Source organism: Neobacillus sp. DZ-9, from assembly GCF_059587065.1.
In genome coordinates, this window is sequence record NZ_JCAIOL010000002.1 from 386,846 (window position 1) to 413,441 (window position 26,596).

A 26,596-nucleotide genomic window follows, 5' to 3' on the forward strand; every position below is an offset into this window, starting at 1 on the left:
GCTGAAGGAAAAATTTATGAGGATTAGCTTATTTTCTCTAATATCGTGGAGGAGGTAAGTTCATCTTTTTTGCCTGAACTTACTAGTGAGCTGGCATAAGCTATCGCAGAGTCTATAGACTCCATGTTTGCAGAACAATAATATGGCGTTTTCCAATTGAAATCCCCTTCGCAGTCAGCAGGATAAACACTCACTTTCCAATGATAATATATCTTTGGCTGTGCCAGCTTCACTCCTTCTACTGCAATGAGCCAGTGAGTTGAGGGAGAAATAGGGCAATGAGCTTCCGTTTCCTTTAAGGAGTTAAGGTCATTCAAACCAATCGGGATTAATGCCTTTTCGTAAAAATCGTGATAATTTGGCGTTTTCATGGGATTTTGCCCTCCTTTGTCTTTCTTAACTATATTATATGAAACTATTAACGATTTTTGAGTGATAAATGTTAAAATTTTAAAAAAATATAAAACGTTTTCATAAATTTGACAAAAAAATGACGGATCAACCTGGAAAATTGTTAAATGTGACCTCAGTCACTACATAAACGGCTATTTCTTTTTATACTTAAGGCAATAAATTGGTTAGAGGTGAAAAAGATTATGAGTGGATGTATGAGTGCTTTCGGAGGAATGCCGCAGGCCGAATTAAGTGAAGGACTTAAACAATTAAAGGGTGAGCATCCCCCATTATTAACACAATTAGAGGAATTATTTACCTTAACGCAAAAAATTGATCAAGAAATAGAACTTGAAAAGAATTTTAATGAATTAATTACGAAAGTAAAGGAATTTAAAGCAGCATTAGATCCTCATTCGGAAAGGGAAGAGGGAGTCCTGTTTCCAATGATGGGTGTTTATATTGGTACAACATCTGGTCCAATTGCGGTCATGGAATATGAGCATGATCAGGCGAAAGCAAATATCAAAGCATTTCTTGAAAAATCGTTAAATGTGCCTTCAACATCTTCAGAAATGAAAACATTTGCCGAACTAATTCAAAACGCATACTTCATTTTAACGGAACATTTTGCAAAAGAAGAAAATGTACTTTTCCCGATGGCAGAGAGAATGCTTTCTAATGAAGAAAAATTAGAATTATACCGTAAAATTCAGGAAATTAAGTAAATGGGAAAAAATAGAAAAAACGAGACGGATTAGTCTCGTTTTTCCTTTGCTATTGGCAATGTTATTTCAACCGTAGTGCCTATTTTTTCTGTGCTGGTTATCTCGATAGTCCCTTCGAAAGAGTTGATGATACGTTTACAGATAACCAAGCCAAGACCTGTACCCGTTTCTTTGGAGGTATAAAACGGCCGAAATATTTTTTCTAACTCATCCTTTGGAATCCCTTTACCATTATCAATAATCTCAATTTTGCAAACATCTTCCATTTTTTGTAGGACAATTTCAAGCTTCCCAGTGCTTTCAAATGATTCTAAGGCATTTTTTGTAATATTTAAGATTACCTGTTTAATTTGGTCTTTTACACATTTTACTATCATCGGTTGCTCTGAAATCCGCCATATACACTCTATATTATGAGAATTTGCTTCAGATACTATTAATGGACTTAGTTCATGTAGGATTTCATTTATATTTACATTATCGATAAGTTGTGCCGTCGGCTTACCTAGAATTAAAAACTCGCTGACGATTTCATTTATTCGTTTAAGCTCTGAGTTAATAACATTAAAATAATAGCGGTCATGGGGTTCTGTATATTTTTCACTCAGTAGTTGTATTAACCCTTTAACACCTGTAAGTGGATTCCGGATTTCATGTGCAGTACTAGCAGCCAATGTACCCACTAATTCAAGCTTCTGGAGTTCATTTTGTTTTCTTTCTCTACCGGTATGAATTCTTAACAAGATATATTTGATTAGCAAAAAGAGAATATGTGTGATGATAAGAATGAAAAATAAATTTTCTCCCATTTCATTGACAATCTGTTTTCCATTTCGGTCGGCCATTTTCACTTTTATGCTCCATGGCAAACGATCCATTGGTGTAGTGACCCAGTTTGTTGTATCTATCATATCTTTTCGCTTCACATTTATTTCAAAGAGGGGATTTTCGGCACCATTTACAACATAAAGTTTGGTATCCGGAGTAAGAACCTTCATCACGTTCCGCATATAATCAATCCTGAGGTCTGCAACAAGAATGGCCTTTAAATTGTGATCTTCATCAAGAACTGGTGTTGCCAACCCGATGACTCTTTGGTTATTTTTAAGAATTTCCTCATGTTCAGAAATAATAATATCCTTCGTTTTGATTACTTCTTGAATAAAGTCTAATTTGGAAAAATCAGCTTCATTTCGCAATGAAACCGTACCTGTTAAAATTCTTCCAGTCGTATCAAGTAAGTAGAGTCCACTGTACCTTGGATCATTTTGGTTCACTTTATTGAGGAGTGGTTCCATTTTCTGAGGTGTGAACAGGGTATCCTCGGCTGAAAGAGATAATATTTTTAAACTAGTCACGGTTTCGCTAATGAATTGGTCCCAGTTTTTCTGGTAAATAGATGCGATCCAACTAGCATCCTCTTTTCTACTGCTATCATTTTCTTTTAAAATATCATTATAAAAATATATACATAAAAGGAAAACTGGAATAACCACAACGATTAAATAAGTAAGTATATTACTTTTGTGAATTTTCATGAACGTACCTCAAATTTTTCAGTTATCTCTCTTAACGAAATTATTATACCATTAAAAGGGAATTTGACAGTACTTCAAAAATTTTTTATAATAATTTTGAAATCGAGATAATTTAAAAGGATGAGTTTCTATGGAAAACGATTCAGTTTCTACTTCATTAAAATTATTTATTGTTCTTTCAAGAGCCTATAAAGCTATAAATGAACATGTTAATAAGGTTATACAAGCAAATGGTTTAAATCCAACAGAATTTGCTGTTTTAGAGCTTCTTTATCATAAAGGCGATCAGCCTATGCAGCAAATTGGCGGGAAAATTCTACTTGCCAGCGGAAGCATAACCTATGTAGTTGATAAACTTGAACAAAAAGGATTGCTGAAAAGAATTGCTTGTCCCAAGGACAGACGTGTCACGTATGCACAAATAACAGATGAAGGGAAAAAATTTATTCAAGATATTTTTCCTGACCATGCACAGCAAATTGATAAGCTTATGTCTAGTCTTTCTGGTGAAGAGAAACTTCAAGCAATTGATCTCTTGAAAAAATTAGGAATCCCTGCAGGGAAATTTTAATACGGCTATTGCCGTATTTTTTTTTTATAAAGGAATATTATTGAATAGTGTCGAATTGATTATTGCTGGAAAATTAGTACAAAGGGGATGTTTCAATGAGTTTTGAAAATTATACATATGCTCGTCCGAATTTAGAAGAAGTAACAGTAAAATTTGATACTGTGTTAGAGCGCTTCAAAAATGCTGTGTCTGTCGAAGAACAAATTAAGGAAATGAACAACATTAACCAATTAAGAAATGACCTGGGAACGATGTTCAATCTTTGTTATATCCGTCATTCGATTGATACAGATGACGAATACTATAAGGTAGAACAGGATTTTATGGATGAAGTTCAACCTGAGGTTGAAGGTTTGGTATCAAAGTATTATCAAGCATTAGTGGATTCCAAATTCAGAACAGAGCTTGAAGAAAAACTTGGTGAACAGCTTTTTGCACTTGCTGAAGGCCAGCTTAAGACTTTTAAACCTGAAATTGTTTCACTGCTTCAGAAGGAAAATCGGCTTTCAACTGAATATACGAAGCTAATAGCTTCCGCAAAAATTGTTTTTGATGGGGAAGAAAGAACACTTGCTCAGCTGGAGCCTTTTACCCAGGTTACGGACCGCAATACGAGAAAAGAGGCCAATGAAGCGAAATTTAGTTTTTTAGCTGAACATGAAGCTGAATTAGATCGCATTTTTGATGATCTCGTAAAGGTAAGAACAGAAATTGCCCAAACACTGGGCTATAAGAACTTTGTTGAACTTGGATATTATCGAATGATGAGAACCGATTATAACTCGGAGATGGTTGCAAATTTTCGTGATCAAGTAAAAGATTTTATTGTTCCGATCACAACTAAATTGAAAAAGCGACAGCAGGAGCGTCTTGGCCTTGAACAATTAAAATATTATGATGAAAATTTTATTTATCAAACAGGAAATGCAATACCAAAAGGAAGCCCGGAATGGATTATCGAAAACGGGCAAAAAATGTATGAAGACCTTTCGAAAGAAACGGGAGAATTTTTCAGCTTTATGCAGGAGAATAATTTAATGGACCTTGTTGCCAAGAAAGGGAAAGCAGGCGGGGGCTATTGCACATATATTGAAAATTATAAGGCGCCGTTTATCTTTTCTAATTTCAATGGAACCTCAGGGGATATTGATGTTCTAACACATGAAGCAGGCCATGCCTTTCAGGTTTATTCAAGCCGTCATTTTGAAATACCTGAATATTATTGGCCAACCTACGAAGCATGTGAAATTCATTCGATGAGTATGGAATTTTTCACCTGGCCGTGGATGGAGCTATTCTTTAAAGAAGATACCGATAAGTACAAGTTTTCTCATTTAAGTGGTGCATTATTATTCCTTCCTTATGGTGTTTCCGTGGATGAATTCCAGCATTGGGTTTATGAAAATCCGACAGTTTCACCAGATGAAAGGAAGCTGGCATGGCGGGAAATTGAGAAAAAATATACGCCGCATAAAGATTATGATGGTCAAGAATATTTAGAAAAGGGCGGCTTCTGGCAGCGTCAGAGTCATATTTATAATTCACCTTTCTATTATATTGATTATACTCTTGCACAAATTTGTGCTTTCCAATTCTGGAAGCGTTCTAGAGAAAATCAAGAAGAAGCCTGGGAAGATTATGTAAACCTTTGTAAGCTTGGCGGAAGCATGTCTTTTACTAAGCTTGTCGAGGCTGCTCATTTAATTTCACCATTTGAAAACGGTTGTGTGGAATCTGTTGTTAGTGAAATTGAAAAATGGCTGAATTCTATTGAAGATAAAAAGCTTTAATTTTACGTTAAAAAGCGAAGCCCTGTTAGGGCTTCGCTTTTGTCATTGGCTCTGTTAAATTTGTCTGTTGATTTCCGCTCCAGGCGCTCGCTTTCCGCGGGCGTGCCGGGGAGCCTCCTCGGCGCTGAAAGCGCCTGTGGGGTCTCCCCAGCCCCGTACTCCCGCAGGAGTCGAGCGCCTTCCGCTCCAATCAACAGAGTATAAAAAAACAACAATATCGTTTAACACAGCCTTTTCATTAAGAAACTGAATTCACTGTTGACACAACACGTAATTCTGCACCTTCCTTTACTGCTGTTAACTTTTTCGCAAAAGGCTGTTCAAGAATATAATCTGCAATTTTATCCTCGAGCTGTTCTTGAATGACCCGGCGAAGTGGACGGGCTCCGAAAGAAGGGTGGTAGCCTAACTCAGCTAATTTTTCTTTAACGTCAGTGGTAATCGTTAATTCCATGTCTTGTTCTTTTAGTGTTTCTAGTAATTCATTAATCATTAGGTCAACGATAGTCAAAATGTGCTGTCTGCCCAATGAATTAAATTCAATGATCCCGTCAAAACGATTCAAGAATTCAGGCTTAAAGAAGCTTCCCAGTGAATCAAGAATACTTGCCTCTTCAACCGCTTCATTTGTACCAAAGCCGACATGAACTGTTTTGTGCCCGACCCCGGCATTACTTGTCATAATAATTACAGTGTCTTTAAAGCTTACAATTCTGCCTTGACTGTCTGTTAAACGGCCATCCTCGAGAATTTGCAGGAAAATATGCTGGACATCTGGATGCGCCTTTTCTATTTCGTCCAACAGAATAATGCTGTACGGATTTCGGCGGACCTTTTCAGTAAGCTGTCCTGCTTCATCGTGACCAATATAGCCTGGAGGTGAACCAATCAATTTTGAGACACTGTGTTTCTCCATATATTCGCTCATATCAAGGCGGATCATCGATTCCTTCGTGCCAAATAATTCTTCTGCTAAAGTTTTCGTTAATTCTGTTTTACCGACACCTGTCGGACCCACAAATAGGAAGGAACCTATTGGGCGGTGTTTTGATTTTAAGCCAGCACGGCTGCGTCTAATCGCTTTTGCCACCTTTTGGACGGCTTTTTCTTGTCCGATAACTTTATGATTTAGATTTACTTCTAAATTTTTCATTTTTAGCTGTTCATCTTCATGCAGTTTACCAACAGGAATACCTGTTTTTTGTTCGATGATTTCTTGGATATGTGAAACAGTGACAACGGGTCTTTCTGTACTTGCTGCTGTATTTAATGACTTTTCAAGTTTTGCTTCTTCATCACGAAGCTTGGCTGCTGTTTCATAATGTTCATTTTTTAAAGCCTGTTCCTTCTCAGCAGCAAGCTCTTTTAAACGTGCTTCAATTTGGTCATTGCTTTTGTATTCAGAAGCAAGATTTAATTTTGAACCGGCTTCATCCAATACGTCAATCGCTTTATCAGGTAAAAAGCGGTCTTGAATATAGCGTTGTGATAATTGGACACAAGCATGGATTGCCTCATCAGTATAGGTTACTTCATGGTAGTCTTCGTATTTCTTTTGGATCCCTTTTAGGATATTAATAGCGGCTTCGTTATCAGGCTCTATAACATGGACTGGCTGAAAACGGCGCTCTAATGCGGAATCCTTTTCGATTTGACGATATTCTTTTAATGTTGTAGCACCGACCACTTGCAATTCGCCTCGGGCAAGGGCAGGCTTTAAAATGTTGCCAGCGTCCATGGAGCCTTCAGCAGAACCGGCGCCAACAAGTAGATGTATTTCATCGATGAACAGGATAATATTTTTTCTTTCTTGTAATTCTGTAATTAACTGTTTCATTCGTTCCTCGAATTGACCACGTATACCTGTATTAGCTACAAGGGAAGCGACATCAAGTAGATAAACCTCTTTATTTTGTAACTTTCCTGGTACATTTCCCTCAGCTATCTTAAGGGCAAGACCTTCAGCTATGGCCGTTTTACCAACACCGGGTTCCCCGATTAATACAGGATTATTTTTATTTCTTCTGTTTAAGATTTCAATGACGCGCATAACTTCGTTATTACGGCCGATGACTGGGTCAATTAAACCGGCTTTAGCCATTTGCGTTAAATTTCGGCCAAATTGATCAATAAAACCGTCATGTTTTCTCGTACTTTGGGTCGCAAATTGACCATTTGAATTTATATTTTGTGAGAAGTTTTTATCCTTAAACAAATCTTCAAATGAGAAACCTGGGAAAGCATTCATATTCGGCCCAAAGCCTGCTCCAATTGCCTTTTTCTCAGTTGCATAACATTCGTGACAGAGCTTCATATCCTTACGTTGTCCATTAATATTAAGAGATAATTGTACGTTTGCGTTGTTTTGATTGCATCGTTGACAAAGCATAAGTAATAACCTCCTTGTTATTTAGCTTTCATCAATTTGACTTTGACTATCTTTGACCTTATGAGCATAGTATACTCTGACCATTTTTGACTTTCAAGATGTTTGCTTATAGTAAATGTTAACAATTGCAGAAAAAGCTCGTCTTAGTTTGTCCCTCCATACATATATTGGTGATAAGGGGGGGATGGTGTGAAGCGGAATTGGGCAGCGGCCTTTCAAATTGCAGCGGTCTATGTCGGGACTGTTGTTGGTGCAGGTTTCGCCACAGGAAAAGAAATCGTAGAATTTTTTTCTCGATTTGGTTTCTTTGGCTTTATAAGTATATTAATGAGCGGTTATTTCTTTGTGGCAATTGGCTCTAAGATGATGCGAATGGCTGCTCAGATTGAGGCAAAATCCTATCAGGAGTTTAATGAATACCTATTTGGTAAATGGCCGAGCCGGCTCATCAATGTTTTTATGCTATTGATGCTGCTTGGGGTAAGTGCGGTTATGCTCGCAGGAGCAGGGGCAGTATTTGAGGAACAGCTGGGAATTCCTAAAACAGTTGGGGTATTTCTAACGATTTTTCTCTCCTTTATGGTCATGTTAATTGGCACAAAGGGTCTTTTTGCTGTGAATACATTTGTCGTTCCGTTAATGATTTCCTTCAGCTTAATATTAATGGTTTATTCATTACGAATGCCGAATTTTTTGGGTCAATTTTTATATATTCCCCATGCTGATGATGGATGGAAGAGTGTCGTGGCTCCATTTTCGTATGTGGCTTTAAATCTGGGGTTAGCCCAGGCTGTGTTGGTGCCAGTAGCAACTGAGATAAAAGATGATTGGACGATTAAATGGGGAGGAATTCTTGGTGGTCTTGCGCTGACTCTAATATTAATAGCAAGCCATTTTACGTTGATCATGCTGCCAAACCTTGAATTGTATGACATCCCGATGGCGATTATCATGAAAAATTTAGCCCCGTTTTTTTATTGGATTTTTGTTGTCGTTATCTACGGAGAAATTTTTACTTCGGTCATTGGAAATGTCTTTGGTCTTGACCGTCAACTGAAACAGTATATGAATATTCCCACAATTGGATCAGTTTCCGGCATTTTTGCCATTTCCTATCTCATAAGTCTGGTAAATTACAGTACGCTGTTATCATATCTATATCCATTGTTTGGGTATATTTGTATGACCTTTTTTGTATTACTTTGGATGAAGCCATTTACTGCAAATGAAAGAAAATAGACAGCTATTCGATACTGAATAGCTGTCTTCCTATTGCAGGGGAAAAATAATGAAAATCATTATATCAAAAATGATATGCGATACAATTACCAATGGCATGCTTTTTTTCCAAAAATATAAGCAGCCCCAAACAAATCCAGATATAAATGCGGCAAAAACTAATAAAAAGGACCCTGAATAAATATGTACAGAGGCATACAATAAAGAGGCTGTTAAAATACTGATAATCGGTCCTAAATGCTTCGATAATCTTTTTTGAACAAATCCACGCCAAAAATATTCCTCTCCTGGTGCAGCAACGAAAACCAGGGCAAGATATTGCCAAAATAATGAAGGGGCAAACCATTTATAGAGTTTATTCAATCCTTTTTTAAAAGGAAAATGTAAGAAGTCAAGGGTGTGATAACCCAGCCAAAAAACAGCATATAATAGAACCCCAGATACGGCGCCAAAAAAGATATATTTAATAAAAGAGGCATTATCATCAACATCTCCTTGAAACATTGCATAAACAATTAATATTAGTAAGGACCCAGAAAAGATGTACCAAAATATTGCTTTATCGTGGAAAGAAAAGAAAATAAGTAAATGAGCGATTAATATCCCAATCACAAGGCGCATGTCCAAGAAGATGTTCTTAATCATTGTAAACTCCTTTGATCTTCAATAAATTTATTATCATTAAACATTTTATCCAAATCCTATAATAAGAACATAAAAAATTGAAAAAAATAATCAGGAAAGGAGTGAGAGATATGAGTAAATCGCAAAGTCAGCAAGAGAGGGAATGGACTGTTAGAAAACAGGATCAAAATCCTCACGGAAAAGTAAAATCATTAAAACAATTATCGAAAGAAACAGGACAGGGTAAATAGTACAAAAAAGAAAAGGCAGTGGGTAGACTGCCTTTTCTACTAAACTATCAAATTAAAAAGCGCTTTCTTTTACAACTTTATAATTTTTATGATTGACAACGGTACGTTGGTCTAATTCTAAATCACGGTAATTATCCATATATGTTAGGTCGACTATAACAGAATTTTCATTTACTTTTTCTACTATTCCTTGTAAACCACCACGGAATTCAATAATATTTCCTACTTCTGCTTTCTTCATTTAGTCTCTCTCCTTTGCCTAAAAGCGTTATATGAAATCCATTTAAATAACAGTTTGCACTACTTTTCTTAATTCGTAAAGCCCTTTATTTGACAATTTCGTTAATTCTTTGTAAGTATTTGATTATATGTAGAAAAATTTGAAAAAATAATTGAAAACGCTCTCAATTTTGACTTAATAATTTCCGGATACGATAAAATAGATAGAGATAAAGGTGGTGTATTTTGAAATGAAGGATGAAATGATTACTGAAATTTTAGATCGCTTGATGACAGGAGATTTGTCTGAGTACTACGTCAAGAATGAAGATTTTATGGAATTTCGCCAAGTCCTTGTAAAACGGAAAGATTTTAAACATTTCCGCGGCATTGGCCAAAGAGGCGGGGATGTTTTATATCAATATTTAAAAGAACCAAGAAGTTAAGCAGGAGATTCAAAAAAAACAGAGATTTTTTAGGGGAGACAGGAATGGCTTTAACTGAAAAAATAGTTCAATTAAAAAATGAAATCAGAAAAGTGATTGTTGGAAAGGATATGGAAGTAGAATTAATGGCCATATCTTTATTATTTAATGGGCATATTTTGCTTGAAAGTGTGCCTGGGACTGGTAAAACATTGCTTGCTAAGAGTTTCGCTACTGCAATTGGCGGGGAATTTTCCCGAATTCAATTTACCCCGGATGTTTTACCGAGTGATGTAACTGGGATTCAATTTTTCAATCCGAAGGTGCAAGAGTTTGAATTACGTCATGGTCCTATAAAGGCGAATATCGTCTTAGCAGATGAAATTAATCGGGCAACACCAAGAACACAGTCCAGTTTATTAGAAGTAATGGAAGAGAGACAGGTAACAATCGATGGTGAAACGGTCCCATTACCGGAACCCTTCATGGTCATTGCTACACAAAATCCAGTCGAATCACAACAAGGAACTTTTGCATTGCCGGTTGCACAAATGGACCGTTTTTTTATCAAAATAAAAATCGGTTACCCTGTCTATGAAGATGAAAAAAGAATCATGCACATTCATCGAGGAGATAAGAAAATAAACGCTATTGATCAAGTTTTTTCGAATGAAGAAATAGAAGAATTAAAAGCGTCCATCAATAAAATCCATATATCAAGTGAAATCGAGGATTATTTGCTTAAAATTATTCGAAAAACGAGAGAGAGTAATAGTATTGAACTAGGAGTGAGTCCAAGAGGAACTCTAGCCTTAATGAGGGCATCACAGGGAAAAGCATTGTTGAAGGGCCGTACATATGTTACCCCTCTGGATGTGAAGGAAGTAGCACCGTTTGTGCTAGGTCATCGGATTTACTTGTCCATTGAAGGGTCATTAACCAAAACACCTGAAACTATTATTGCGGAAATTCTTGATTCAACTCCTGTTCCAGTTGAAGCGGGGGCTAATGGATGATTTGGAACAAGCATCTAGTGGAAGAACGGAAAATTCAGGGTATTAACGGAGCAGCCATTATATTAATCTTTATGAGCCTTTATATGCAGTCAAAATTAGTTTTGTTTTTAGCGGTCTTTTTTTTAGCTGTCAGCATTGCTAATCAGTTTTATTTAAAAAGAGTAGGGGAAGGTCTTTCAATCGATAATATACCCGAAAAAAAACGTCTATTTGTTAATGAAAAAAGCGAATGGACAATAATCATTCAGAACGACGGGTTTCCCATTTTAAAAGGGGAGTTAAAGGTTTTCTTCGATCACTTTGTTGCACCAGAGAGCAGCCTGTTAGAATCCAATCTTTTTATGTATGAAATTTCTGTCCCCTTTTCCATCTACATGCAGAATACCAAACAAATTAGGATTCCTTATACGGCGAAATTGAGAGGTATAGCAAAAATTCGGAAGCTTGAAATACATATACCAAGTCTTTTTGGTTTCGGGGAAACTATCATGGAATCAAAGTATTTTCTCAAACAGCTGGCAATTGTTTATCCAGAACCAATACCAGTGAAGGGCTTAATTGAGCAAATGTCCATTTTTCAAGGGACAAATGCTGTACCTCAATCACTTTATGAGGACCGCCTCGGACCGGTTGGAACAAGGGATTATGCACCAGCTGACAGCTTTAACAAGATTCATTGGAAAGCCAGTGCTAAAAACCAAGCGTTACAAACTAAAATCTATGAAACCATCTCGGAAATAGGATGGAATATTGCCTTAAATGTATCTGATGGGCATTCCATTACAGGCAACCTTGAAAAATTGCTCAGTGGTATAACTGAGTTTGCCTATTATGCATATAAAAGGAATATCCCCTATTCTTTATGCATTAACGTTCGAACAGCCGGAAACACCCCTTTTCTTTATCTAGCAAAAGGAGCAGGTAAAGAGCATTTGCAAAAGGTATTAGAAACACTTTCTTCAATAAGTCTGCAAAATACAAGCTTGCCTTATGACAAAATGCTTTCGTTTTTCAATAACCATTTACCAGAACAACCCTTTTTTATTCATGCAGGAATTCGGAAGGATACAACGAATAGATTGTTATTTAATATGAGCAAAAGAGGGATAAGGTTGTTTGAACTATTTATTGAGGATGATCGGTGTGTATTAAGGGGATTGGATAATCGGAATGAGAGAAGGCTTTCGATATGATCAATCGTGTAGTGGCTGTCTCTTACCATTTTACGTTGGAATTAATGCTGGGAATGCTTTTAGTATTTTTATACTTTATAAAAAAACAAGATTTACCTCCTTTTTTAATATTGTTTCCAATTTGTTTAGGGGGCATAGTCCTTTTTATTATTCTCCTTCATCAATACCAAAATAAAGGAAAATGGATTTATTTTTTAACCGTTTTTCCTTTATTGTTATTCGTTGGCTATCAAACAGGGCTGTCGATTTCTTTATGGATGGTTATTAGTGTGTTTATTTTTTGGCGCGGGATTAACTTATATGATGATTTTTCTGGCCATTCGGACGTTCTTTTGTTATTATTGTCATTTTTTATCGGAATGGTTGCTATAATCTACTCAGCTATGAGCCACTATGCTTATCAAAATCATATTATCATTCTTCTTATAGTTGAGTTTTTTTTAGTGCTAGCTGCCAACTTTTTTAAGAAATGGAATGCGATTCATGGGGATAAATTGAGGTTTGCATTATATTATATAAAAATTCTCGCTGGGCTTTCTTTAGGAGGTTTCATACTTACTTTTTTACTGAAATATATTCAAAAAGCTTTCTTTGGTATTTTACATTTAAGCATTTTGATGCTTAGCAGGATGGCAGAACCTTTATTAAATTTGTTCCAATATCTTTTAAGTTCAAATGAAAATAAACAGTATAAACCAAATATTAAAGAAACCAAAATCGAGCTTGATTCAGGCAAATATCAAGAGCAGACATTTGGAATGACAGAAAATATATTGTATCTCATTCTCATATTAGCTTTAATTGGGTTTATTGTTTATCTCATTTATAAAAGAAATTTAAAATTACAAACATTTTCAGGAAATCCTTCTAATTTAGTAGATGTTTCTGAAGGTGTGTTTTCGGGAAAGCTAACATCTTTTCTTCGCAAGAGGGAGAAACCGCCAGAGGATAGTATAAGAAAGGAAATATTTGAATTAGAGAAATTTGCCCAAAAGGTCCAGTTAGGAAGATTACCTTTTGAAAACATACAGGAATGGTTTAATAGAGTGGGCATAACAGAATCAAATGAAATAATCGAAATCTATGAAAAAGTCAGATATGGGGGGCTTTTATCTTCAATGGAGGACCAAAACACGATAAGAAATGATGTTCATCGGATAAAGCAGAAACTGAAAGAAATTCATAAAAATGGCTGAAAGCACAGGAAAGTGTTTGGAGGCAATGAATCAGAATATATTACCTGCTTCTGTTATAATATTTAATGAATGCGCTTTCTAGGGGGATATATAAATGGAAAAGTATATTTTATCTTTAGACCAAGGAACAACCAGCTCTCGAGCCATTCTTTTTAATAAAAGCGGGGAAATTGTCCATACTGCACAAAAGGAATTTACACAGCATTTTCCGAAACCTGGCTGGGTTGAGCATAATGCAAATGAAATTTGGGGTTCCATATTATCAGTCATTGCTGTGGTGCTATCCGAATCGGGCATAAAAGCAGACCAAATTGCAGGGATTGGTATCACTAATCAAAGAGAAACAACAGTAGTATGGGATAGAGAAACAGGAATACCAGTGTACAATGCCATTGTTTGGCAGTCACGACAAACTAGTGAAATATGTGATGCCCTTAAAGAAAAAGGCCATGATCCATTATTCCGTGAAAAGACAGGCTTATTGATTGATGCCTATTTCTCAGGGACAAAGGTGAAATGGATATTGGATCATGTAGATGGGGTCCGTGCGAAAGCTGAACAAGGGAAACTATTGTTTGGCACAATTGATACTTGGTTGATTTGGAAGCTTTCTGGGGGACGTACCCATGTCACTGATTATTCGAATGCTTCACGTACATTAATGTTTAATATCCATGAGCTTAAATGGGATGACGAATTATTAGAAATCCTGGGAGTACCAAAATCAATGCTCCCTGTGGTTCGTCCTTCGTCAGAAATATACGCCAACACAATAGATTATCATTTCTTTGGTAAGGAAGTGCCTATCGCCGGTGCTGCGGGCGATCAGCAGGCGGCATTATTCGGCCAGGCATGTTTTGAAAAAGGAATGGCGAAAAATACTTATGGCACTGGGTGCTTTATGCTAATGAATACAGGTGAAAAAGCAGTCCGATCGGAACATGGATTACTTACAACGATTGCCTGGGGTTTCAATGGTAAGATTGAATACGCATTAGAGGGAAGTATTTTCGTTGCAGGCTCAGCAATTCAATGGCTTCGTGACGGCTTAAGAATATTGAAGGACGCGAAGGATAGTGAGGGATATGCAGAAAAAGTTGAATCTACAGATGGGGTATATGTGGTTCCCGCCTTTGTTGGATTAGGTACACCATACTGGGATAGTGATGTCCGTGGTGCCGTCTTTGGTTTAACGCGCGGAACTTCAAAGGAACATTTCATTCGGGCAACGCTAGAATCACTAGCCTATCAAACAAAAGATGTTTTATCTGCTATGGAGGCCGATTCTGGTATTGACCTGAAAACACTACGTGTAGATGGCGGGGCGGTCAAAAATAACTTCTTAATGAATTTCCAAAGCGATATTCTAAATGTTCCAGTTGAAAGACCTATTATTAATGAAACTACTGCCTTGGGAGCTGCCTATTTAGCAGGGCTTGCCGTAGGATATTGGAAAAACCAAGAAGAAATTTCAAAGCAATGGGCGATAGAGCGGCAATTTAATGCGACAATGACAGAAGAGACCCGCTCAAAGTTGTATGATGGCTGGAAAAAAGCAGTTAAAGCGGCAATCGTTTTTAAATAAAACTCAAAGAGACCACAAAAAACATTATCATTTAAAGGTAATGGCTTTTGTGGTCTTTTTTATTTCCTCTTAAACCCTAGTTGCATATTTAATAATATGGCTCTTTTTTAGGAGGTATTTCAAATGAAATTTTCAAATTTAAATCGTAACAGAATTGTTAATAAGCTAAAAAACGACCAGTTTGACGTTTTAATTATCGGCGGAGGAATCACAGGTGCCGGCATTGCCTTTGATGCTGCAGTCCGCGGCATGAGTACAGCACTTGTTGAAATGCAGGATTTTGCGGCTGGGACTTCAAGCAGATCGACTAAATTAGTTCATGGGGGACTACGTTATTTAAAACAGTTCGAGGTGAAGATGGTAGCCGAAGTTGGTAAGGAGCGGGCTATTCTTTTTGAAAATGGGCCGCACGTAACAACACCGGAGTGGATGCTTCTTCCAATGCACAAAGGCGGATCCTTCGGTAAATTTAGTACTTCAATTGGGTTATGGGTATATGACTTTTTGGCCGGTGTAAAGAATTCTGAACGTCGTACTATGCTGTCCTTAGAAGAGACGTTAGCAAAGGAACCTCTAGTTAAAAAAGATGGTTTAATAGGAGGGGGCTATTATGTGGAATACCGGACAGATGATGCCCGTTTGACTATTGAAGTCATGAAGGCAGCTGTCGAAAAAGGAGCAATCGCTTTAAATTATACAAAGGTCATACAACTTATTTACGAAAATGGCAGAGTGGTTGGTATTCTTGCCGAAGATCAGTTAACGGGAGAAAAATATGAAGTCCATGCGAAAAAAATTGTTAATGCCGCCGGCCCATGGGTTGATACGATTCGTGAAATGGACAAATCAAAACAGGGAAAAACACTGCAGCTATCAAAAGGAGTCCATTTAGTCATCGACCAATCCCGATTTCCTTTGAAACAAGCCATTTATTTTGATACTCAAGATGGGCGTATGGTTTTTGCTATCCCACGGGACAACAAAACTTATGTAGGAACAACAGATACCTTCTACAATGAAGATGCTGTCAATCCAAACATGACAGTTAGTGACAGAAATTATATTATTAGTGCAATCAATTATATGTTCCCCGATGTCCAAATTACGGAAAAGGACATTGAATCCAGCTGGGCTGGGGTTCGGCCGCTCATTTACGAAGAAGGGAAAGACCCTTCAGAAATTTCTCGGAAGGATGAAATTTGGGAGTCCAATTCGGGTTTAATTACCATTGCGGGAGGTAAATTAACAGGATATCGAAAAATGGCAGAAACCATTGTTGATTTACTAGCTGAAAAATTACAAATTGAAGAAGATCGAAGCTTTCCTTTATCACAAACGAAGTATTTACCCATTTCAGGCGGTAACGTCGGGGGTTCAAAGAAATTCGCTGACTTTGTAACGAATCAAATCAACAAAGGTGTAGAAGGGGGATTAACCAATAAGGAAGCAGAACAGTTAGCAAAAATGTACGGCTCAAACATAAATTTTGTTTACGAACTTTTAAAAAAGAACAAGGAAGATTTGCTGAAATATAAACTCCCAATTGATTTATTTGCCAAATTGGTTTATGCAATTGAGGACGAAATGGCAGCAACACCATTGGATTTCTTTAATCGAAGAACCAGCGCAATTTTATTTAATATCAGATTAGTCGAAATGTGGAAGAACCAAGTAATCGACTATATGGCTGACAAATTTTCCTGGACAGAGGAACTAAAGAAAAAATATCACTTATCATTAGAAGATGCATTAAGAAATACTGTTATTCCTGTTGACGATCAAGAAGAATATCCACATGTAGTAAATGGAAAATGATCATGAAAGCTGTCAAGTATGACAGCTTCAGAGTGTAGACAAAAGTCATCCGAATGTGACCATTCGGATGACTTTTGTTCTTTTTTTGCTTTTAATATCTTAGAACGGACCTCTCCGGAGGTCCATTTTACACCATTTCTGGACTTTTCCATGTCCAGCTGGCCATCTTCTTTAAATTCATGGATGCAAAAGTAAGCATCGCTTGCATGAACAATTTTTTTAGGCCCCTTAGGGTTGTCCAACGCATACCATGCTTTTCTTTAGCATCTGCAAAGACACGTTCAATCGTTTCTTTACGTCTTGCGTAAATGCTTTTATTCTCTTGTGTATGACGAAGATGATCGGCTTCTTCCAAGTAGTTTTCCCACACATGTCGCTGAATGAGTTTTTTATGTTCCTTACTTTGAGTACATTCTGACAGCAAAGGGCAAGTTATACACTGACTCGGATTTGAGAAGTATTGACGATAACCTTCTTTGGTCGTTGTTGCATATTTTAGTATTTGTCCTTGCGGACAAATATAACAATCGTAGTGTTCATCATATACATATTCATGTTTTTTCATATATCCGTCCTTGGTGCGAGGGCGAGTATATGTTAAGGCGGGTGTCATATCATTCTCAAATAGGTATTGGGCAATAGCAGGTGTTTTATATCCAGCGTCAGCAGCAACAGCTTCAGGTTTTCCGTGGTTCTCAATTACCTTTTCCAGTAGTGGCTCGAAGATAGCACTATCATGGATGTTCCCTGGCGTAACAATCGCTCCCAAAACAAAACCCTTGCAATCAGAAGCTGCATGAAATGAGTAAGCAAACTGCTTTGTTCGCTCGTCCTTCACATAATAACCACTCTCTGGATCAGTAGTACTTTCCTTAATTTCCTTCACTTCTTCTTTATCAAATTTATCAGGTGGAAATGGTTTCTTGCCGTGGTCTTCACGGTCACCATTGATTTCATCCTGAAGACGAGCTTGGTACGCTTTCGTTTCTTTACGTACAACTTTCTTCTCGAATTTACGCTTATTCGCACTCGCTTTTACATGAGTAGAATCAATAAATACGTGCTCGCCACTAACCAACTTCTTTTCTGCAGCTTCCTTCAAAATACGATAGAAAATCTGTTCAAATAAATCTGTATCCTTGAATCGTCGTTCGTAATTTTTCCCGAATGTTGAGAAGTGGGGGACTTTATCATGAAATCCAAAACCTAAAAACCAACGATAAGCTAGATTCGTATCAATCTCTTCTATTGTTTTGCGCATAGAGCGAATACCGAAGGTATATTGGATGAAGGCCATCTTAATTAATACCACAGGATCAATACTTGGACGTCCACGTTCGGTAGAGTACATTTCTTGAACAAGTGAATATATAAATGAAAAATCGATAGTAGCTTCCATTTTACGAACCAAATGATTCGCAGGTACAAGCTGGTCTAAAGTAATCATTTCTAATTGGTCCCGATTTATCTGTGTATTTTTCGTTAGCATTTCATCACCTCATGGAAATCTCAGTACCTTAATTATACAAAAAAGACTGCCGATAAATCCGATTTTTTCGAATTTGTCGACAGTCTGAAGCTGTCAAGTATGACAGCTTTTTATGTCTATTTCATGAAATTTGAAAAAAAAAATAAATTATCATTTTATAATGCGCTTACATTCTAGTTTATAAGTTGTCTGTATTGTTTGAACGTGTTATTCTAGCAATTGTATTAAGATTATTAACCATAAATGAGGCTTAAAACTCTACATACAAAAATTTCTTTTAGGGGAAAATATAACAGGTCTATTTGTAAGAAAAATGACTAAAAGGAATATTTTGAAAGGGTTATCATAAGCATCATTTTACTACATTTATACTAAAAGGAGTTTGATTTTAAATGGCAGAAAAACAATTTAAAGTAACAGCAGAAACAGGAATTCATGCAAGACCAGCAACACTTTTAGTGCAAACTGCAAGCAGATTTGATTCAGAAATCAATTTAGAATACAAAGGAAAAACTGTTAATTTAAAATCAATTATGGGTGTTATGTCCTTAGGAATCGGTCAAGGTTCAGACATCAAAATTTCAGCTGAAGGCAGCGACTCTGCAGAAGCACTAAATAGCCTTGAAGAGACATTGAAAAAAGAAGGATTGGCTGAATAATGACTTTTTTAAATGGTATTGCAGCATCAAACGGTATTGCAATTGCAAAAGCATACCGACTGGTTGAACCGGATTTGAATTTTGAGAAAAAGACAATTGACGAACCGTCTGCTGAGGTTGAAAGATTCCGTCAGGCTATGTCTAAATCTAAGTCTGAACTGGAAGCAATTCGTGACCGCGCGAAGGTAGACCTTGGTGAAGATAAAGCCGCAATCTTTGAAGCGCATATACTTGTCCTAAGTGACCCTGAGCTTAATGCACCAATCGAGGATAAAATTCAGTCTGAAAAAGTAAATGCAGAGTCTGCTCTTAAAGAAACAGCGGATATGTTCGTTATGATGTTTGAACAAATGGATAATGAATACATGAAGGAACGTGCTGCTGATATCCGCGACGTAACAAAGCGTGTATTAGCGCATTTACTAGGAGTTCAATTGGTGAATCCGAGCATGATTGCCGAAGAAGTAATCATAGTCGCAGAGGATTTAACACCGTCTGATACAGCACAATTGAACCGCCAATTTGTCAAAGGTTTTACAACCAATATTGGCGGCCGTACATCCCATTCCGCGATTATGGCTCGGTCGATGGAAATTCCAGCTGTAGTTGGTACAAAAACTGCTACTGAGGAAATTAATAATGGCGACTTAGTCATTGTCGATGGACTCAAAGGGGAAGTACATATTAACCCAACGCCAGAACTTGTTGCTGAATACCGTAAAACACATGAAGAATATGAAGTTCAAAAATCGGAGTGGGCCAAGCTTGTCAATGAGCCGACTGTTTCTGCTGATGAACATCACGTTGAACTCGCTGCTAATATCGGAACTCCTAATGATTTAAAAGGAGTAATTGAAAATGGCGGCGAAGGTGTAGGTTTATATAGAACCGAATTCCTATACATGGGCAGGGACCAGCTTCCAACCGAGGAAGAGCAGTTTGAAGCGTATAAAGCTGTTTTAGAAGGTATGGCTGGAAAACCTGTCGTTGTTCGAACTTTAGATATCGGCGGCGATAAAGAACTGCCTTACTTAGAGCTACCTAAGGAAATGAATCCTTTCCTAGGCTTCCGTGCGATCCGTTTATGTTTGGAGGAACAAGGGATTTTCCGTACTCAGCTTCGAGCTCTTTTAAGAGCAAGCAGCTATGGAAACCTCAAGATTATGTTCCCAATGATTGCTACATTGGATGAATTCCGTGAAGCAAAGGCGATTCTTGAAGATGAGAAACAAAAGCTTGTTTCTGAAGGTCAAAAAGTAGCAGAGAAGATTGAACTTGGGATTATGGTAGAGATTCCATCTACTGCTGTACTTGCTGATCAATTTGCAAAGGAAGTTGACTTCTTTAGTATCGGCACAAACGATTTAATCCAATATACGATGGCTGCAGACCGCATGAACCAGCGGGTTTCATACCTCTATCAGCCTTATAGCCCATCGATTTTACGCTTAGTAAAAATGGTGATTGATGCAGCACATGCAGAAGGAAAATGGGCAGGTATGTGCGGTGAAATGGCAGGGGATGAAACAGCAATTCCAGTTCTATTAGGTCTGGGGCTTGATGAATTCTCCATGAGTGCAACCTCAATATTAAAGGCTCGCTCTCTAATTAAGAATTTAAAGAAAACTGACATGGAAAAGCTTGCTAGTGAAGTAATAAATATGCAAACAACCAGTCAGGTAATAGATGCGGTAAACGCGGCAACTAAATAATAATCCTTAAAAAACCGACTTTGAAAAGAGTCGGTTTTTTTTGTGTGAATTTCACTACTGCTTTATTCGTGTTTTTATGTTAATTTTATGAAATATTAGGTATAATAATAGTCGAAAAGACCTGAATTACATAAGTAAATAAATAAAAAGTGCAAATGCTAAAAAGTAGGAATTGGTGGAGGTGAATGGAATAATGGAACAAAAACCTATACATTATGATGGCAGTTCTCTTACAAGTCAGGCAGAAGAGGAGTCAGTGGTAAATGAACCATTCCTAATGACTGATGAAATGAGAAAAAGCATTGGTCGCAATCCTTATTCACTAGATTCAAACGAATAATAAAAGGGTAGTAAAAGGATTTGTCAAGTTGGCAAATCCTTTTTGATTATTTTAGGGCTTTTTAACTAAAACTAAAATGTCATAAATCTGTAAAAGGAAAGGTGATTAAACATGGCACAGGTTTTATATATTACAGCCCACCCTCATAATGAAACAATGTCGTATAGTATGGCAGTAGGTAAAGCCTTTATTGAGAGCTATCAACAGGTTAATCCGAACGATGAGGTTGTTCATTTAGATTTATACAATCAAAAAATCCCTCATATTGATGCGGATGTATTTAGTGGGTGGGGAAAGCTTCGCTCCGGCCAAGCATTCGATGAGCTGACTGCTGATGAAAAGGCAAAAGTAAGCCGTCTTGGGGAATTAAGTGAACAATTTGTGGCAGCTGATAAATATGTGTTTGTCACACCATTATGGAACTTCTCTTTTCCTCCTGTCATGAAAGCATATTTGGATTCTGTTTCCGTTGCGGGAAAAACCTTTAAATATACTGAAAATGGCCCAATTGGTCTCTTAACAGATAAAAAAGCCTTGCACATACAAGCCCGTGGTGGATTTTATTCTGAGGGACCAGCCGCCCAAATGGAAATGGGACACCGATATATCAGTGTGATGATGAGCTTTTTTGGAGTTCCGACATTGGAAGGACTATTTGTTGAAGGCCATAATGCGATGCCTGATAAAGCCAATGAAATCAAAGAAAATGCTATAGCGCGTGCAAAAGACTTTGCACATACATTCTAAATGAAACAAGCTGTAAATGAGGCAGATGATCTGCCTAAGGCTGTCGAAAAACTTTCGACAGCCTATTATTTTCTTTTTTTATTAATTAGCAATTCTTTATGTTAATTTGCCTCCCTGTTGTTTGGAGCGGAGGACACTCGGCTCCAGGAACTCCCCGCGGAAAGCGAGTGCCCGGAGCGGAAATCAACAGGCCAGATAGCAAAGACAATTAGTTAAACATCGGTAATCTTGATTCAGACAAAATAAAAATTGAGTCTTTTTTTGTCAAAATACATTACCAACTTTTTCTACTTGTTTTTTGTATAATAGAAATAGAGCTTGAAGAAGGAGATGGACAAGAAAATGGAATTGAATTTAAATGGAAAAACAGCACTAATCGCTGCATCAAGTCAGGGATTAGGGTTTGCAATTGCGGAGAGGCTTATAAGAGAAGGGGCCAATGTAATGATTTCCGGCCGGGACGATGAAAAACTAAAGCAAAAAGCTTATGAACTAGAATCTATTGGAACTGGAAAAGTGGCCTACCAAAAAGCTGATATTACTAAACATGCAGACATTAAGCAGCTTGTATCAGTTACAGCAGAAACATTCGGTGGAATAAACATGCTTGTAAATAACTCAGGTGGACCTCCAGCTGGTTCTTTTGAGGATTTAACCGATGAAGCATGGCAAGCAGCATTTGAATTAAATCTCTTATCCTATGTGAGAATGATCCGAGAAGTATTACCATATTTAAAACAACAGGGAGGGAAAATCCTTAACATTGCATCTTCTTCGATAAAGGAACCAATACCAGGATTAATACTTTCAAACACCTTCAGGACTGGGATTATCGGACTATCAAAAACTCTGGCATCTGAGCTTGCTCCCGATAACATTATTATTAATACAATTGCGCCCGGCCGAATTGCGACTGACCGTGTAAAGCACCTGGATCAAATAAACGCAGATAAACTGGGATTGGACCGGGAAACCGTTGAATTACAGGCTAAAGCGGGGATTCCTTTGAAGAGATATGGAACACCTGAAGAATTTGCCAATGTGGCTGCCTTCCTGCTGTCAGACGCAAATTCTTATATGACAGGCAGTTCATTTCTTGTCGACGGCGGCATGATAAAATCAATTTAACAGAAGAATATTAATTCCCTTAATTAACCTTTCTTTACGTTTATTACCACTTATTTTTGGTTATGGTAAAAAATATAAAGGAGTGTTACAGATGCGCAGGAATACTCGAATGATATTTGTTTTGGTTATAGGAATTTTTTGTTCATTTCTACTAAGCGGTTGTGGAATTTTGTTTTCTAATGAACTAATCGTTAATCGTTATGCGGATGCGCTGCTGACGAAAAATAATGAACTACAATTTCGTTTCAGGATTAATAATGAAATCCTTGAAGCTCACCAATTATATAAGGTAAAAGTAACCATTCACGATGACAAATTAGCTGCAGCAATCGGTAAAAGGGAAATCATCTACGGTGAAGATCAAGTACTAACCGGAGAATATTTAGAAGTAAAAGGGAAAAGTGAGAAATATATTTTTATGGATCCTATACCATTACAACAGGATTTACATATTGAAGAACTAAAAAAAATGATTGAGCAAAACAACGCCGTTTCGATTGAAGTATTCAATGATAAGGAAGTATTTGGAAGAGTATACTTGACAAATTTTTCATCTGAATTGTAAAAATAAAGTGAGTTTTTTTCAAGTAAATGGACAACATTAGTATGTGCATAAATTTGGAGATGGAGCACAAAGGACCGGAACGACTGAGACGTTTCGGTCTTTTTTTGTAAATTCCCCCAATATTTAATACGATAGTGCTAAAATAAAGGTAAATAAAAATGAGAGGAACGATCATTTTGCTAACTCCAGAAAATACGGTTATTGGTTTTATTGGAACAGGTGTTATGGGTAAAAGTATGGCCGGGCATTTATTAAAGGCAGGATACCCTTTATTGGTATATTCCAGGACCAAAGATAAGGCAGCTGAATTATTAGAGAGTGGAGCTATGTGGGCTGATTCACCAAAGGAAATGGCGGAAAAGGCTTCAGTTATTTTTACGATGGTAGGTTACCCAAACGATGTAGAAGAAATATATCTTGGCGAAGACGGTTTAATTAGTCATGGCCAGCGGGGCAGCTATTTCATTGATATGACCACCTCTGCACCGTCTCTTGCAGTTAAAATTTATGAAGAGGCTATAAAACATGATATTCACGTTATCGATGCACCTGTGTCGGGTGGTGATATAGGCGCCAAGGAGGCTAAGCTTTCTATTATGGCTGGTGGTGCGAAGGAGGCTTTTGATGCGGTACGGCCAATGCTTGAGTATCTTGGGACTAATATTGTCTATCAAGGGAATCCAGGATCTGGTCAGCATACAAAAATGTGTAATCAAATTGCAATAGCTTCTAATATGATGGGGGTATGTGAAGCCATCGTTTATGCAGAAAAAGCTGGTCTAGATCCTGAAAAGGTGTTAAAAAGCATTACTACCGGAGCAGCTGGCAGCTGGTCATTAAGTAATCTTGCACCAAGAATGTTACAAGGGAATTTTGAACCTGGCTTTTACATAAAGCATTTTATAAAAGATATGAAAATCGCCCTGGACGAAGCAGAGCTAATGGGAATGGAGTTTCCGGGATTGTCTTTAGCCAAATCACTCTATGATTTATTGGCAGAAAAAGGCGAAGGAAATAGTGGAACTCAGGCACTATATAAATATTGGAACATCTAATCGAATAATTTCCTCTCTTCATCAGAAACTAAAATAGAAATAATGATGGGAGGAATTTTTGATGGCGAAACGAACGAAAAAGAATGATGCGAAGCAAAAAAACAAGAAGGGTTTTGATTCTTCAAAGTTAAATGAAGAATTTGCTCATGAAATCGGTTCTGCAGCTACAAATAAAATCCATAAAGATAAGGCTAAAAAAGAAAAAGCCTCTAAAAACACTGGAAAATATCAAGGTCAATAAAAAACGAAGCCCTCACCTGCAACATGGTGGGGGCTTCGTTTATTTTATTAAATATTCTTCAATACGGTTAAGTCCTAGTTCTAAAGTTTCCATTGAACAGGCAAAGGATAAACGGAAATAACCTTCCCCATAGTCAGAAAATGCACTGCCGGGAACAACGGCAACTTTTGTTTTTTGAACAAGCTCCAAAGCGAATTCAAAGCTATTCAATGGTATTGTGGCGGGTATTTTGACAAAGAAATAGAATGCGCCATCAGGCTTCACGACCTCAAGTCCCATTGTTGTCAATCGCTCATAAACATAGTCCCTTCGGCGTTCGTATTCTTTTTTCATATTTTGAGCATCATTAATTCCCACCGTTAAGGCCTCAAAAGCCGCTTTTTGGGCAATTGAGTTTGCACATGAAACATTATATTGATGAACCTTCAGAATATGTTTGGTAATGGATTCTGATGCAAATAAAAAGCCAATTCTCCACCCTGTCATCGAGTGAGATTTTGATAACCCATTAATAACGATTGTTTTTTCCTTTAAAAAGCTCGCAATTGATTTATGGCTCCGGTCAAAAGTAAGCTCACTGTAAATTTCATCGGCAAGTACAAAAATTTCCTTATCACTTAAAAAGTCGGCAATTTCCTTTAACTCCATTTCTGAAAGACTTACGCCTGTAGGGTTTGAAGGGTATGGAAGGACTATGCAGCGGGTTTTTTCAGTAATAAAGGGTTTTATCATCTCTAATGTAAATCGAAATTGGTTTTCTCTAATGTCTACATGGACAGGGACTGCCCCCATCATCCGAATAATTGGTTCATAGCCAGGATAAATTGGGCCAGGTAAAATAACCTCAGTACCTTCAGTGAGAATAGTCCTAAAGGTGATATCAATGGCTTCACTGGCCCCCATAGTAGCGATTACCTCTGAATCAGGTTTGTAGTGTAAACCATATTTCTTTTCGACAAATTCACTTGCGGCCTTCCTTAATTCAATCGTCCCAGCATTATGAGTATAGGAGGTAAAATCCTTTTCAATTGCACTTATTCCCGCTTGTTTCACATGCTCGGGGGTGGGAAAATCAGGCTGACCTATGGTAAATGAAATTAGGTCATCTATATGGGATACCATATTAAAAAATTTCCTGATTCCAGAAATCTCGATATCTTTAACTCGCTGATTAATCAAATGCTCCACTTATGTTCGTCCTTCCAGATTTAAGAATATCTTTCACCTAATTTTTTGAATATCGGTTTTTGATAAGTTCGTTGGTTTCTTCGTTGATTTGAGGGAGGAGGTCCTTCCTCGGAAATTCCTGTATAGGACTGCAATATTGCTTTTGCAGCATTAAGTGAAAGTACGGCTTTAGGGTTTCTTATATGATTATCTAATTTACCCAAGTGCGGAAGTTGATGAAAGTCCAATTTGGTAGGAGGAATATGGAAGGTATATCTGCCACATTCCACTAGGACGTCGGATTGCTGTTGACTATTTCTTGGGTTTTCAGAAAAATGTAGACCTACTTTTTTGGCTTTACCTTCTTCAATTAATTTTTTTAATGATTCTTGTTTTAATTTGTACAAAAATTTGGGGTTAGTCGCTGTCTTTGCATGGCGATTCACAATAAAGACTGCTTGAGCGAGGTTTTCAATGGTTAAATTCCCATTTCTTTGGGGATATTTCTGATCGGGATTCAA

The 26,596-nt window shown here is 37.3% G+C and carries 27 protein-coding genes; 19 read left to right on the forward strand and 8 right to left on the reverse strand.

Annotation, left to right across the window (positions count from 1 at the left end; genetic code table 11):
• Positions 1 to 23 precede the first annotated feature (23 nt).
• The gene (locus tag AC59HZ_RS06425; protein ID WP_496545022.1) at positions 24 to 371 is read right to left on the reverse strand and encodes a hypothetical protein; all 348 of its coding nucleotides are present in this window, start codon (positions 369 to 371) and stop codon (positions 24 to 26) included.
• A gap of 225 nt (positions 372 to 596) precedes the next feature.
• On the opposite strand from AC59HZ_RS06425, the gene AC59HZ_RS06430 reads away from it, so the two are divergent.
• Positions 597 to 1,121, forward strand: a complete 525-nt coding sequence (locus AC59HZ_RS06430; protein ID WP_496545023.1) for a hemerythrin domain-containing protein — start codon at positions 597 to 599, stop codon at positions 1,119 to 1,121.
• A 29-nt stretch (positions 1,122 to 1,150) separates the two neighbouring features.
• On the opposite strand, the gene AC59HZ_RS06435 is transcribed toward AC59HZ_RS06430, so the two are convergent.
• Entirely contained in the window at positions 1,151 to 2,659 is a 1,509-nt protein-coding gene (locus AC59HZ_RS06435; protein WP_496545024.1) for an ATP-binding protein, read from the reverse strand.
• A gap of 130 nt (positions 2,660 to 2,789) precedes the next feature.
• Between AC59HZ_RS06435 and AC59HZ_RS06440 the strand changes: the two genes are divergently transcribed.
• A complete protein-coding gene (locus AC59HZ_RS06440) occupies positions 2,790 to 3,230 on the forward strand; it encodes a MarR family winged helix-turn-helix transcriptional regulator (RefSeq protein WP_496545025.1) in 441 nt (146 codons plus the stop codon).
• Positions 3,231 to 3,325: 95 nt separating this feature from the next.
• Entirely contained in the window at positions 3,326 to 5,020 is a 1,695-nt protein-coding gene (locus AC59HZ_RS06445; RefSeq protein WP_496545026.1) for a M3 family oligoendopeptidase, read from the forward strand.
• A 238-nt stretch (positions 5,021 to 5,258) separates the two neighbouring features.
• On the opposite strand, the gene AC59HZ_RS06450 is transcribed toward AC59HZ_RS06445, so the two are convergent.
• On the reverse strand, positions 5,259 to 7,409 hold the full coding sequence (locus AC59HZ_RS06450) for an ATP-dependent Clp protease ATP-binding subunit (RefSeq protein WP_496545027.1): 2,151 nt from the start codon (positions 7,407 to 7,409) through the stop codon (positions 5,259 to 5,261).
• Between the two features lie 189 nt (positions 7,410 to 7,598).
• Here AC59HZ_RS06450 and AC59HZ_RS06455 point away from each other — a divergent pair, with 189 nt between their 5' ends.
• A complete protein-coding gene (locus AC59HZ_RS06455; RefSeq protein WP_496545028.1) occupies positions 7,599 to 8,648 on the forward strand; it encodes a YkvI family membrane protein in 1,050 nt (349 codons plus the stop codon).
• A gap of 30 nt (positions 8,649 to 8,678) precedes the next feature.
• On the opposite strand, the gene AC59HZ_RS06460 is transcribed toward AC59HZ_RS06455, so the two are convergent.
• Complete coding sequence (locus tag AC59HZ_RS06460) at positions 8,679 to 9,293, reverse strand: CPBP family intramembrane glutamic endopeptidase (RefSeq protein ID WP_496545029.1); 615 nt, start codon at positions 9,291 to 9,293, stop codon at positions 8,679 to 8,681.
• A 110-nt stretch (positions 9,294 to 9,403) separates the two neighbouring features.
• Between AC59HZ_RS06460 and AC59HZ_RS06465 the strand changes: the two genes are divergently transcribed.
• Positions 9,404 to 9,523 carry a DUF6254 family protein gene (locus tag AC59HZ_RS06465; RefSeq protein ID WP_430069221.1) on the forward strand — a complete coding sequence of 40 codons (120 nt, stop codon included), beginning with the start codon at positions 9,404 to 9,406 and terminating at the stop codon, positions 9,521 to 9,523.
• Positions 9,524 to 9,575: 52 nt separating this feature from the next.
• Here AC59HZ_RS06465 and AC59HZ_RS06470 read toward each other — a convergent pair whose 3' ends face one another.
• Entirely contained in the window at positions 9,576 to 9,764 is a 189-nt protein-coding gene (locus AC59HZ_RS06470) for a YkvS family protein (protein ID WP_289982512.1), read from the reverse strand.
• Positions 9,765 to 9,993: 229 nt separating this feature from the next.
• On the opposite strand from AC59HZ_RS06470, the gene ykzS reads away from it, so the two are divergent.
• From ykzS to AC59HZ_RS06500, 6 genes are all read left to right on the forward strand, one after another.
• Complete coding sequence (ykzS, locus tag AC59HZ_RS06475; RefSeq protein ID WP_430069218.1) at positions 9,994 to 10,188, forward strand: protein YkzS; 195 nt, start codon at positions 9,994 to 9,996, stop codon at positions 10,186 to 10,188.
• A gap of 44 nt (positions 10,189 to 10,232) precedes the next feature.
• Complete coding sequence (locus AC59HZ_RS06480) at positions 10,233 to 11,183, forward strand: AAA family ATPase (protein WP_496545030.1); 951 nt, start codon at positions 10,233 to 10,235, stop codon at positions 11,181 to 11,183.
• Positions 11,180 to 12,376 carry a DUF58 domain-containing protein gene (locus tag AC59HZ_RS06485; protein WP_496545031.1) on the forward strand — a complete coding sequence of 399 codons (1,197 nt, stop codon included), beginning with the start codon at positions 11,180 to 11,182 and terminating at the stop codon, positions 12,374 to 12,376. Before AC59HZ_RS06480 ends, AC59HZ_RS06485 begins: the two co-directional genes overlap by 4 nt.
• A gap of 35 nt (positions 12,377 to 12,411) precedes the next feature.
• Complete coding sequence (locus AC59HZ_RS06490) at positions 12,412 to 13,572, forward strand: hypothetical protein (protein WP_496545032.1); 1,161 nt, start codon at positions 12,412 to 12,414, stop codon at positions 13,570 to 13,572.
• Between the two features lie 94 nt (positions 13,573 to 13,666).
• Positions 13,667 to 15,157 (forward strand): glycerol kinase GlpK, encoded by a 1,491-nt coding sequence (gene glpK / locus AC59HZ_RS06495; protein WP_496545033.1) that lies wholly within the window; start codon positions 13,667 to 13,669, stop codon positions 15,155 to 15,157.
• 123 nt (positions 15,158 to 15,280) lie between these two features.
• Positions 15,281 to 16,972: a glycerol-3-phosphate dehydrogenase/oxidase gene (locus tag AC59HZ_RS06500; RefSeq protein WP_496545034.1), complete on the forward strand. Its 1,692-nt coding sequence runs from the start codon at positions 15,281 to 15,283 to the stop codon at positions 16,970 to 16,972.
• Positions 16,973 to 17,099: 127 nt separating this feature from the next.
• Here AC59HZ_RS06500 and AC59HZ_RS06505 read toward each other — a convergent pair whose 3' ends face one another.
• Positions 17,100 to 18,461 carry an IS1182 family transposase gene (locus tag AC59HZ_RS06505; RefSeq protein WP_496545035.1) on the reverse strand — a complete coding sequence of 454 codons (1,362 nt, stop codon included), beginning with the start codon at positions 18,459 to 18,461 and terminating at the stop codon, positions 17,100 to 17,102.
• Positions 18,462 to 18,853: 392 nt separating this feature from the next.
• Here AC59HZ_RS06505 and AC59HZ_RS06510 point away from each other — a divergent pair, with 392 nt between their 5' ends.
• The 8 genes from AC59HZ_RS06510 (at position 18,854) to AC59HZ_RS06545 (ending at position 24,908) form a co-directional block, all read left to right on the forward strand.
• Positions 18,854 to 19,120 carry a phosphocarrier protein HPr gene (locus AC59HZ_RS06510; RefSeq protein ID WP_496545036.1) on the forward strand — a complete coding sequence of 89 codons (267 nt, stop codon included), beginning with the start codon at positions 18,854 to 18,856 and terminating at the stop codon, positions 19,118 to 19,120.
• A complete protein-coding gene (gene ptsP, locus AC59HZ_RS06515; RefSeq protein ID WP_496545037.1) occupies positions 19,120 to 20,832 on the forward strand; it encodes a phosphoenolpyruvate--protein phosphotransferase in 1,713 nt (570 codons plus the stop codon). Before AC59HZ_RS06510 ends, ptsP begins: the two co-directional genes overlap by 1 nt.
• 181 nt (positions 20,833 to 21,013) lie before the next feature.
• On the forward strand, positions 21,014 to 21,172 hold the full coding sequence (locus AC59HZ_RS06520; protein ID WP_496545038.1) for a hypothetical protein: 159 nt from the start codon (positions 21,014 to 21,016) through the stop codon (positions 21,170 to 21,172).
• A gap of 111 nt (positions 21,173 to 21,283) precedes the next feature.
• A complete protein-coding gene (locus tag AC59HZ_RS06525; protein WP_496545039.1) occupies positions 21,284 to 21,919 on the forward strand; it encodes an FMN-dependent NADH-azoreductase in 636 nt (211 codons plus the stop codon).
• Positions 21,920 to 22,261: 342 nt separating this feature from the next.
• Positions 22,262 to 23,047 (forward strand): SDR family oxidoreductase, encoded by a 786-nt coding sequence (locus tag AC59HZ_RS06530; protein WP_496545040.1) that lies wholly within the window; start codon positions 22,262 to 22,264, stop codon positions 23,045 to 23,047.
• A 91-nt stretch (positions 23,048 to 23,138) separates the two neighbouring features.
• Positions 23,139 to 23,612, forward strand: a complete 474-nt coding sequence (locus tag AC59HZ_RS06535) for a hypothetical protein (RefSeq protein ID WP_496545041.1) — start codon at positions 23,139 to 23,141, stop codon at positions 23,610 to 23,612.
• A 176-nt stretch (positions 23,613 to 23,788) separates the two neighbouring features.
• Positions 23,789 to 24,667, forward strand: coding sequence for an NAD(P)-dependent oxidoreductase (locus AC59HZ_RS06540; RefSeq protein WP_496545352.1), 879 nt, complete (start codon positions 23,789 to 23,791; stop codon positions 24,665 to 24,667).
• 61 nt (positions 24,668 to 24,728) lie between these two features.
• Complete coding sequence (locus AC59HZ_RS06545) at positions 24,729 to 24,908, forward strand: hypothetical protein (RefSeq protein ID WP_496545042.1); 180 nt, start codon at positions 24,729 to 24,731, stop codon at positions 24,906 to 24,908.
• 39 nt (positions 24,909 to 24,947) lie between these two features.
• On the opposite strand, the gene AC59HZ_RS06550 is transcribed toward AC59HZ_RS06545, so the two are convergent.
• Together AC59HZ_RS06550 and AC59HZ_RS06555 are read right to left on the reverse strand one after the other, a co-directional pair.
• The gene (locus tag AC59HZ_RS06550) at positions 24,948 to 26,096 is read right to left on the reverse strand and encodes an aminotransferase A (protein WP_496545043.1); all 1,149 of its coding nucleotides are present in this window, start codon (positions 26,094 to 26,096) and stop codon (positions 24,948 to 24,950) included.
• 20 nt (positions 26,097 to 26,116) lie between these two features.
• Positions 26,117 to 26,596: a YkyB family protein gene (locus AC59HZ_RS06555; protein ID WP_496545044.1), complete on the reverse strand. Its 480-nt coding sequence runs from the start codon at positions 26,594 to 26,596 to the stop codon at positions 26,117 to 26,119.

Coding starts and splice junctions, on each gene's coding strand:
- AC59HZ_RS06440 (WP_496545025.1), top strand. CDS start 2,790: ATGGAAAACGATTCAGTTTCTACTTCATTAAAATTATTTATTGTTCTT.
- AC59HZ_RS06445 (WP_496545026.1), top strand. CDS start 3,326: ATGAGTTTTGAAAATTATACATATGCTCGTCCGAATTTAGAAGAAGTA.
- AC59HZ_RS06510 (WP_496545036.1), top strand. CDS start 18,854: ATGGCAGAAAAACAATTTAAAGTAACAGCAGAAACAGGAATTCATGCA.
- AC59HZ_RS06500 (WP_496545034.1), top strand. CDS start 15,281: ATGAAATTTTCAAATTTAAATCGTAACAGAATTGTTAATAAGCTAAAA.
- AC59HZ_RS06535 (WP_496545041.1), top strand. CDS start 23,139: ATGCGCAGGAATACTCGAATGATATTTGTTTTGGTTATAGGAATTTTT.
- ptsP (WP_496545037.1), top strand. CDS start 19,120: ATGACTTTTTTAAATGGTATTGCAGCATCAAACGGTATTGCAATTGCA.
- AC59HZ_RS06450 (WP_496545027.1), bottom strand. CDS start 7,409: ATGCTTTGTCAACGATGCAATCAAAACAACGCAAACGTACAATTATCT.
- glpK (WP_496545033.1), top strand. CDS start 13,667: ATGGAAAAGTATATTTTATCTTTAGACCAAGGAACAACCAGCTCTCGA.
- AC59HZ_RS06465 (WP_430069221.1), top strand. CDS start 9,404: ATGAGTAAATCGCAAAGTCAGCAAGAGAGGGAATGGACTGTTAGAAAA.
- AC59HZ_RS06505 (WP_496545035.1), bottom strand. CDS start 18,461: ATGCTAACGAAAAATACACAGATAAATCGGGACCAATTAGAAATGATT.
- AC59HZ_RS06470 (WP_289982512.1), bottom strand. CDS start 9,764: ATGAAGAAAGCAGAAGTAGGAAATATTATTGAATTCCGTGGTGGTTTA.
- AC59HZ_RS06545 (WP_496545042.1), top strand. CDS start 24,729: ATGGCGAAACGAACGAAAAAGAATGATGCGAAGCAAAAAAACAAGAAG.
- AC59HZ_RS06485 (WP_496545031.1), top strand. CDS start 11,180: ATGATTTGGAACAAGCATCTAGTGGAAGAACGGAAAATTCAGGGTATT.
- AC59HZ_RS06460 (WP_496545029.1), bottom strand. CDS start 9,293: ATGATTAAGAACATCTTCTTGGACATGCGCCTTGTGATTGGGATATTA.
- AC59HZ_RS06430 (WP_496545023.1), top strand. CDS start 597: ATGAGTGGATGTATGAGTGCTTTCGGAGGAATGCCGCAGGCCGAATTA.
- AC59HZ_RS06530 (WP_496545040.1), top strand. CDS start 22,262: ATGGAATTGAATTTAAATGGAAAAACAGCACTAATCGCTGCATCAAGT.
- AC59HZ_RS06525 (WP_496545039.1), top strand. CDS start 21,284: ATGGCACAGGTTTTATATATTACAGCCCACCCTCATAATGAAACAATG.
- AC59HZ_RS06435 (WP_496545024.1), bottom strand. CDS start 2,659: ATGAAAATTCACAAAAGTAATATACTTACTTATTTAATCGTTGTGGTT.
- AC59HZ_RS06425 (WP_496545022.1), bottom strand. CDS start 371: ATGAAAACGCCAAATTATCACGATTTTTACGAAAAGGCATTAATCCCG.
- ykzS (WP_430069218.1), top strand. CDS start 9,994: ATGAAGGATGAAATGATTACTGAAATTTTAGATCGCTTGATGACAGGA.
- AC59HZ_RS06480 (WP_496545030.1), top strand. CDS start 10,233: ATGGCTTTAACTGAAAAAATAGTTCAATTAAAAAATGAAATCAGAAAA.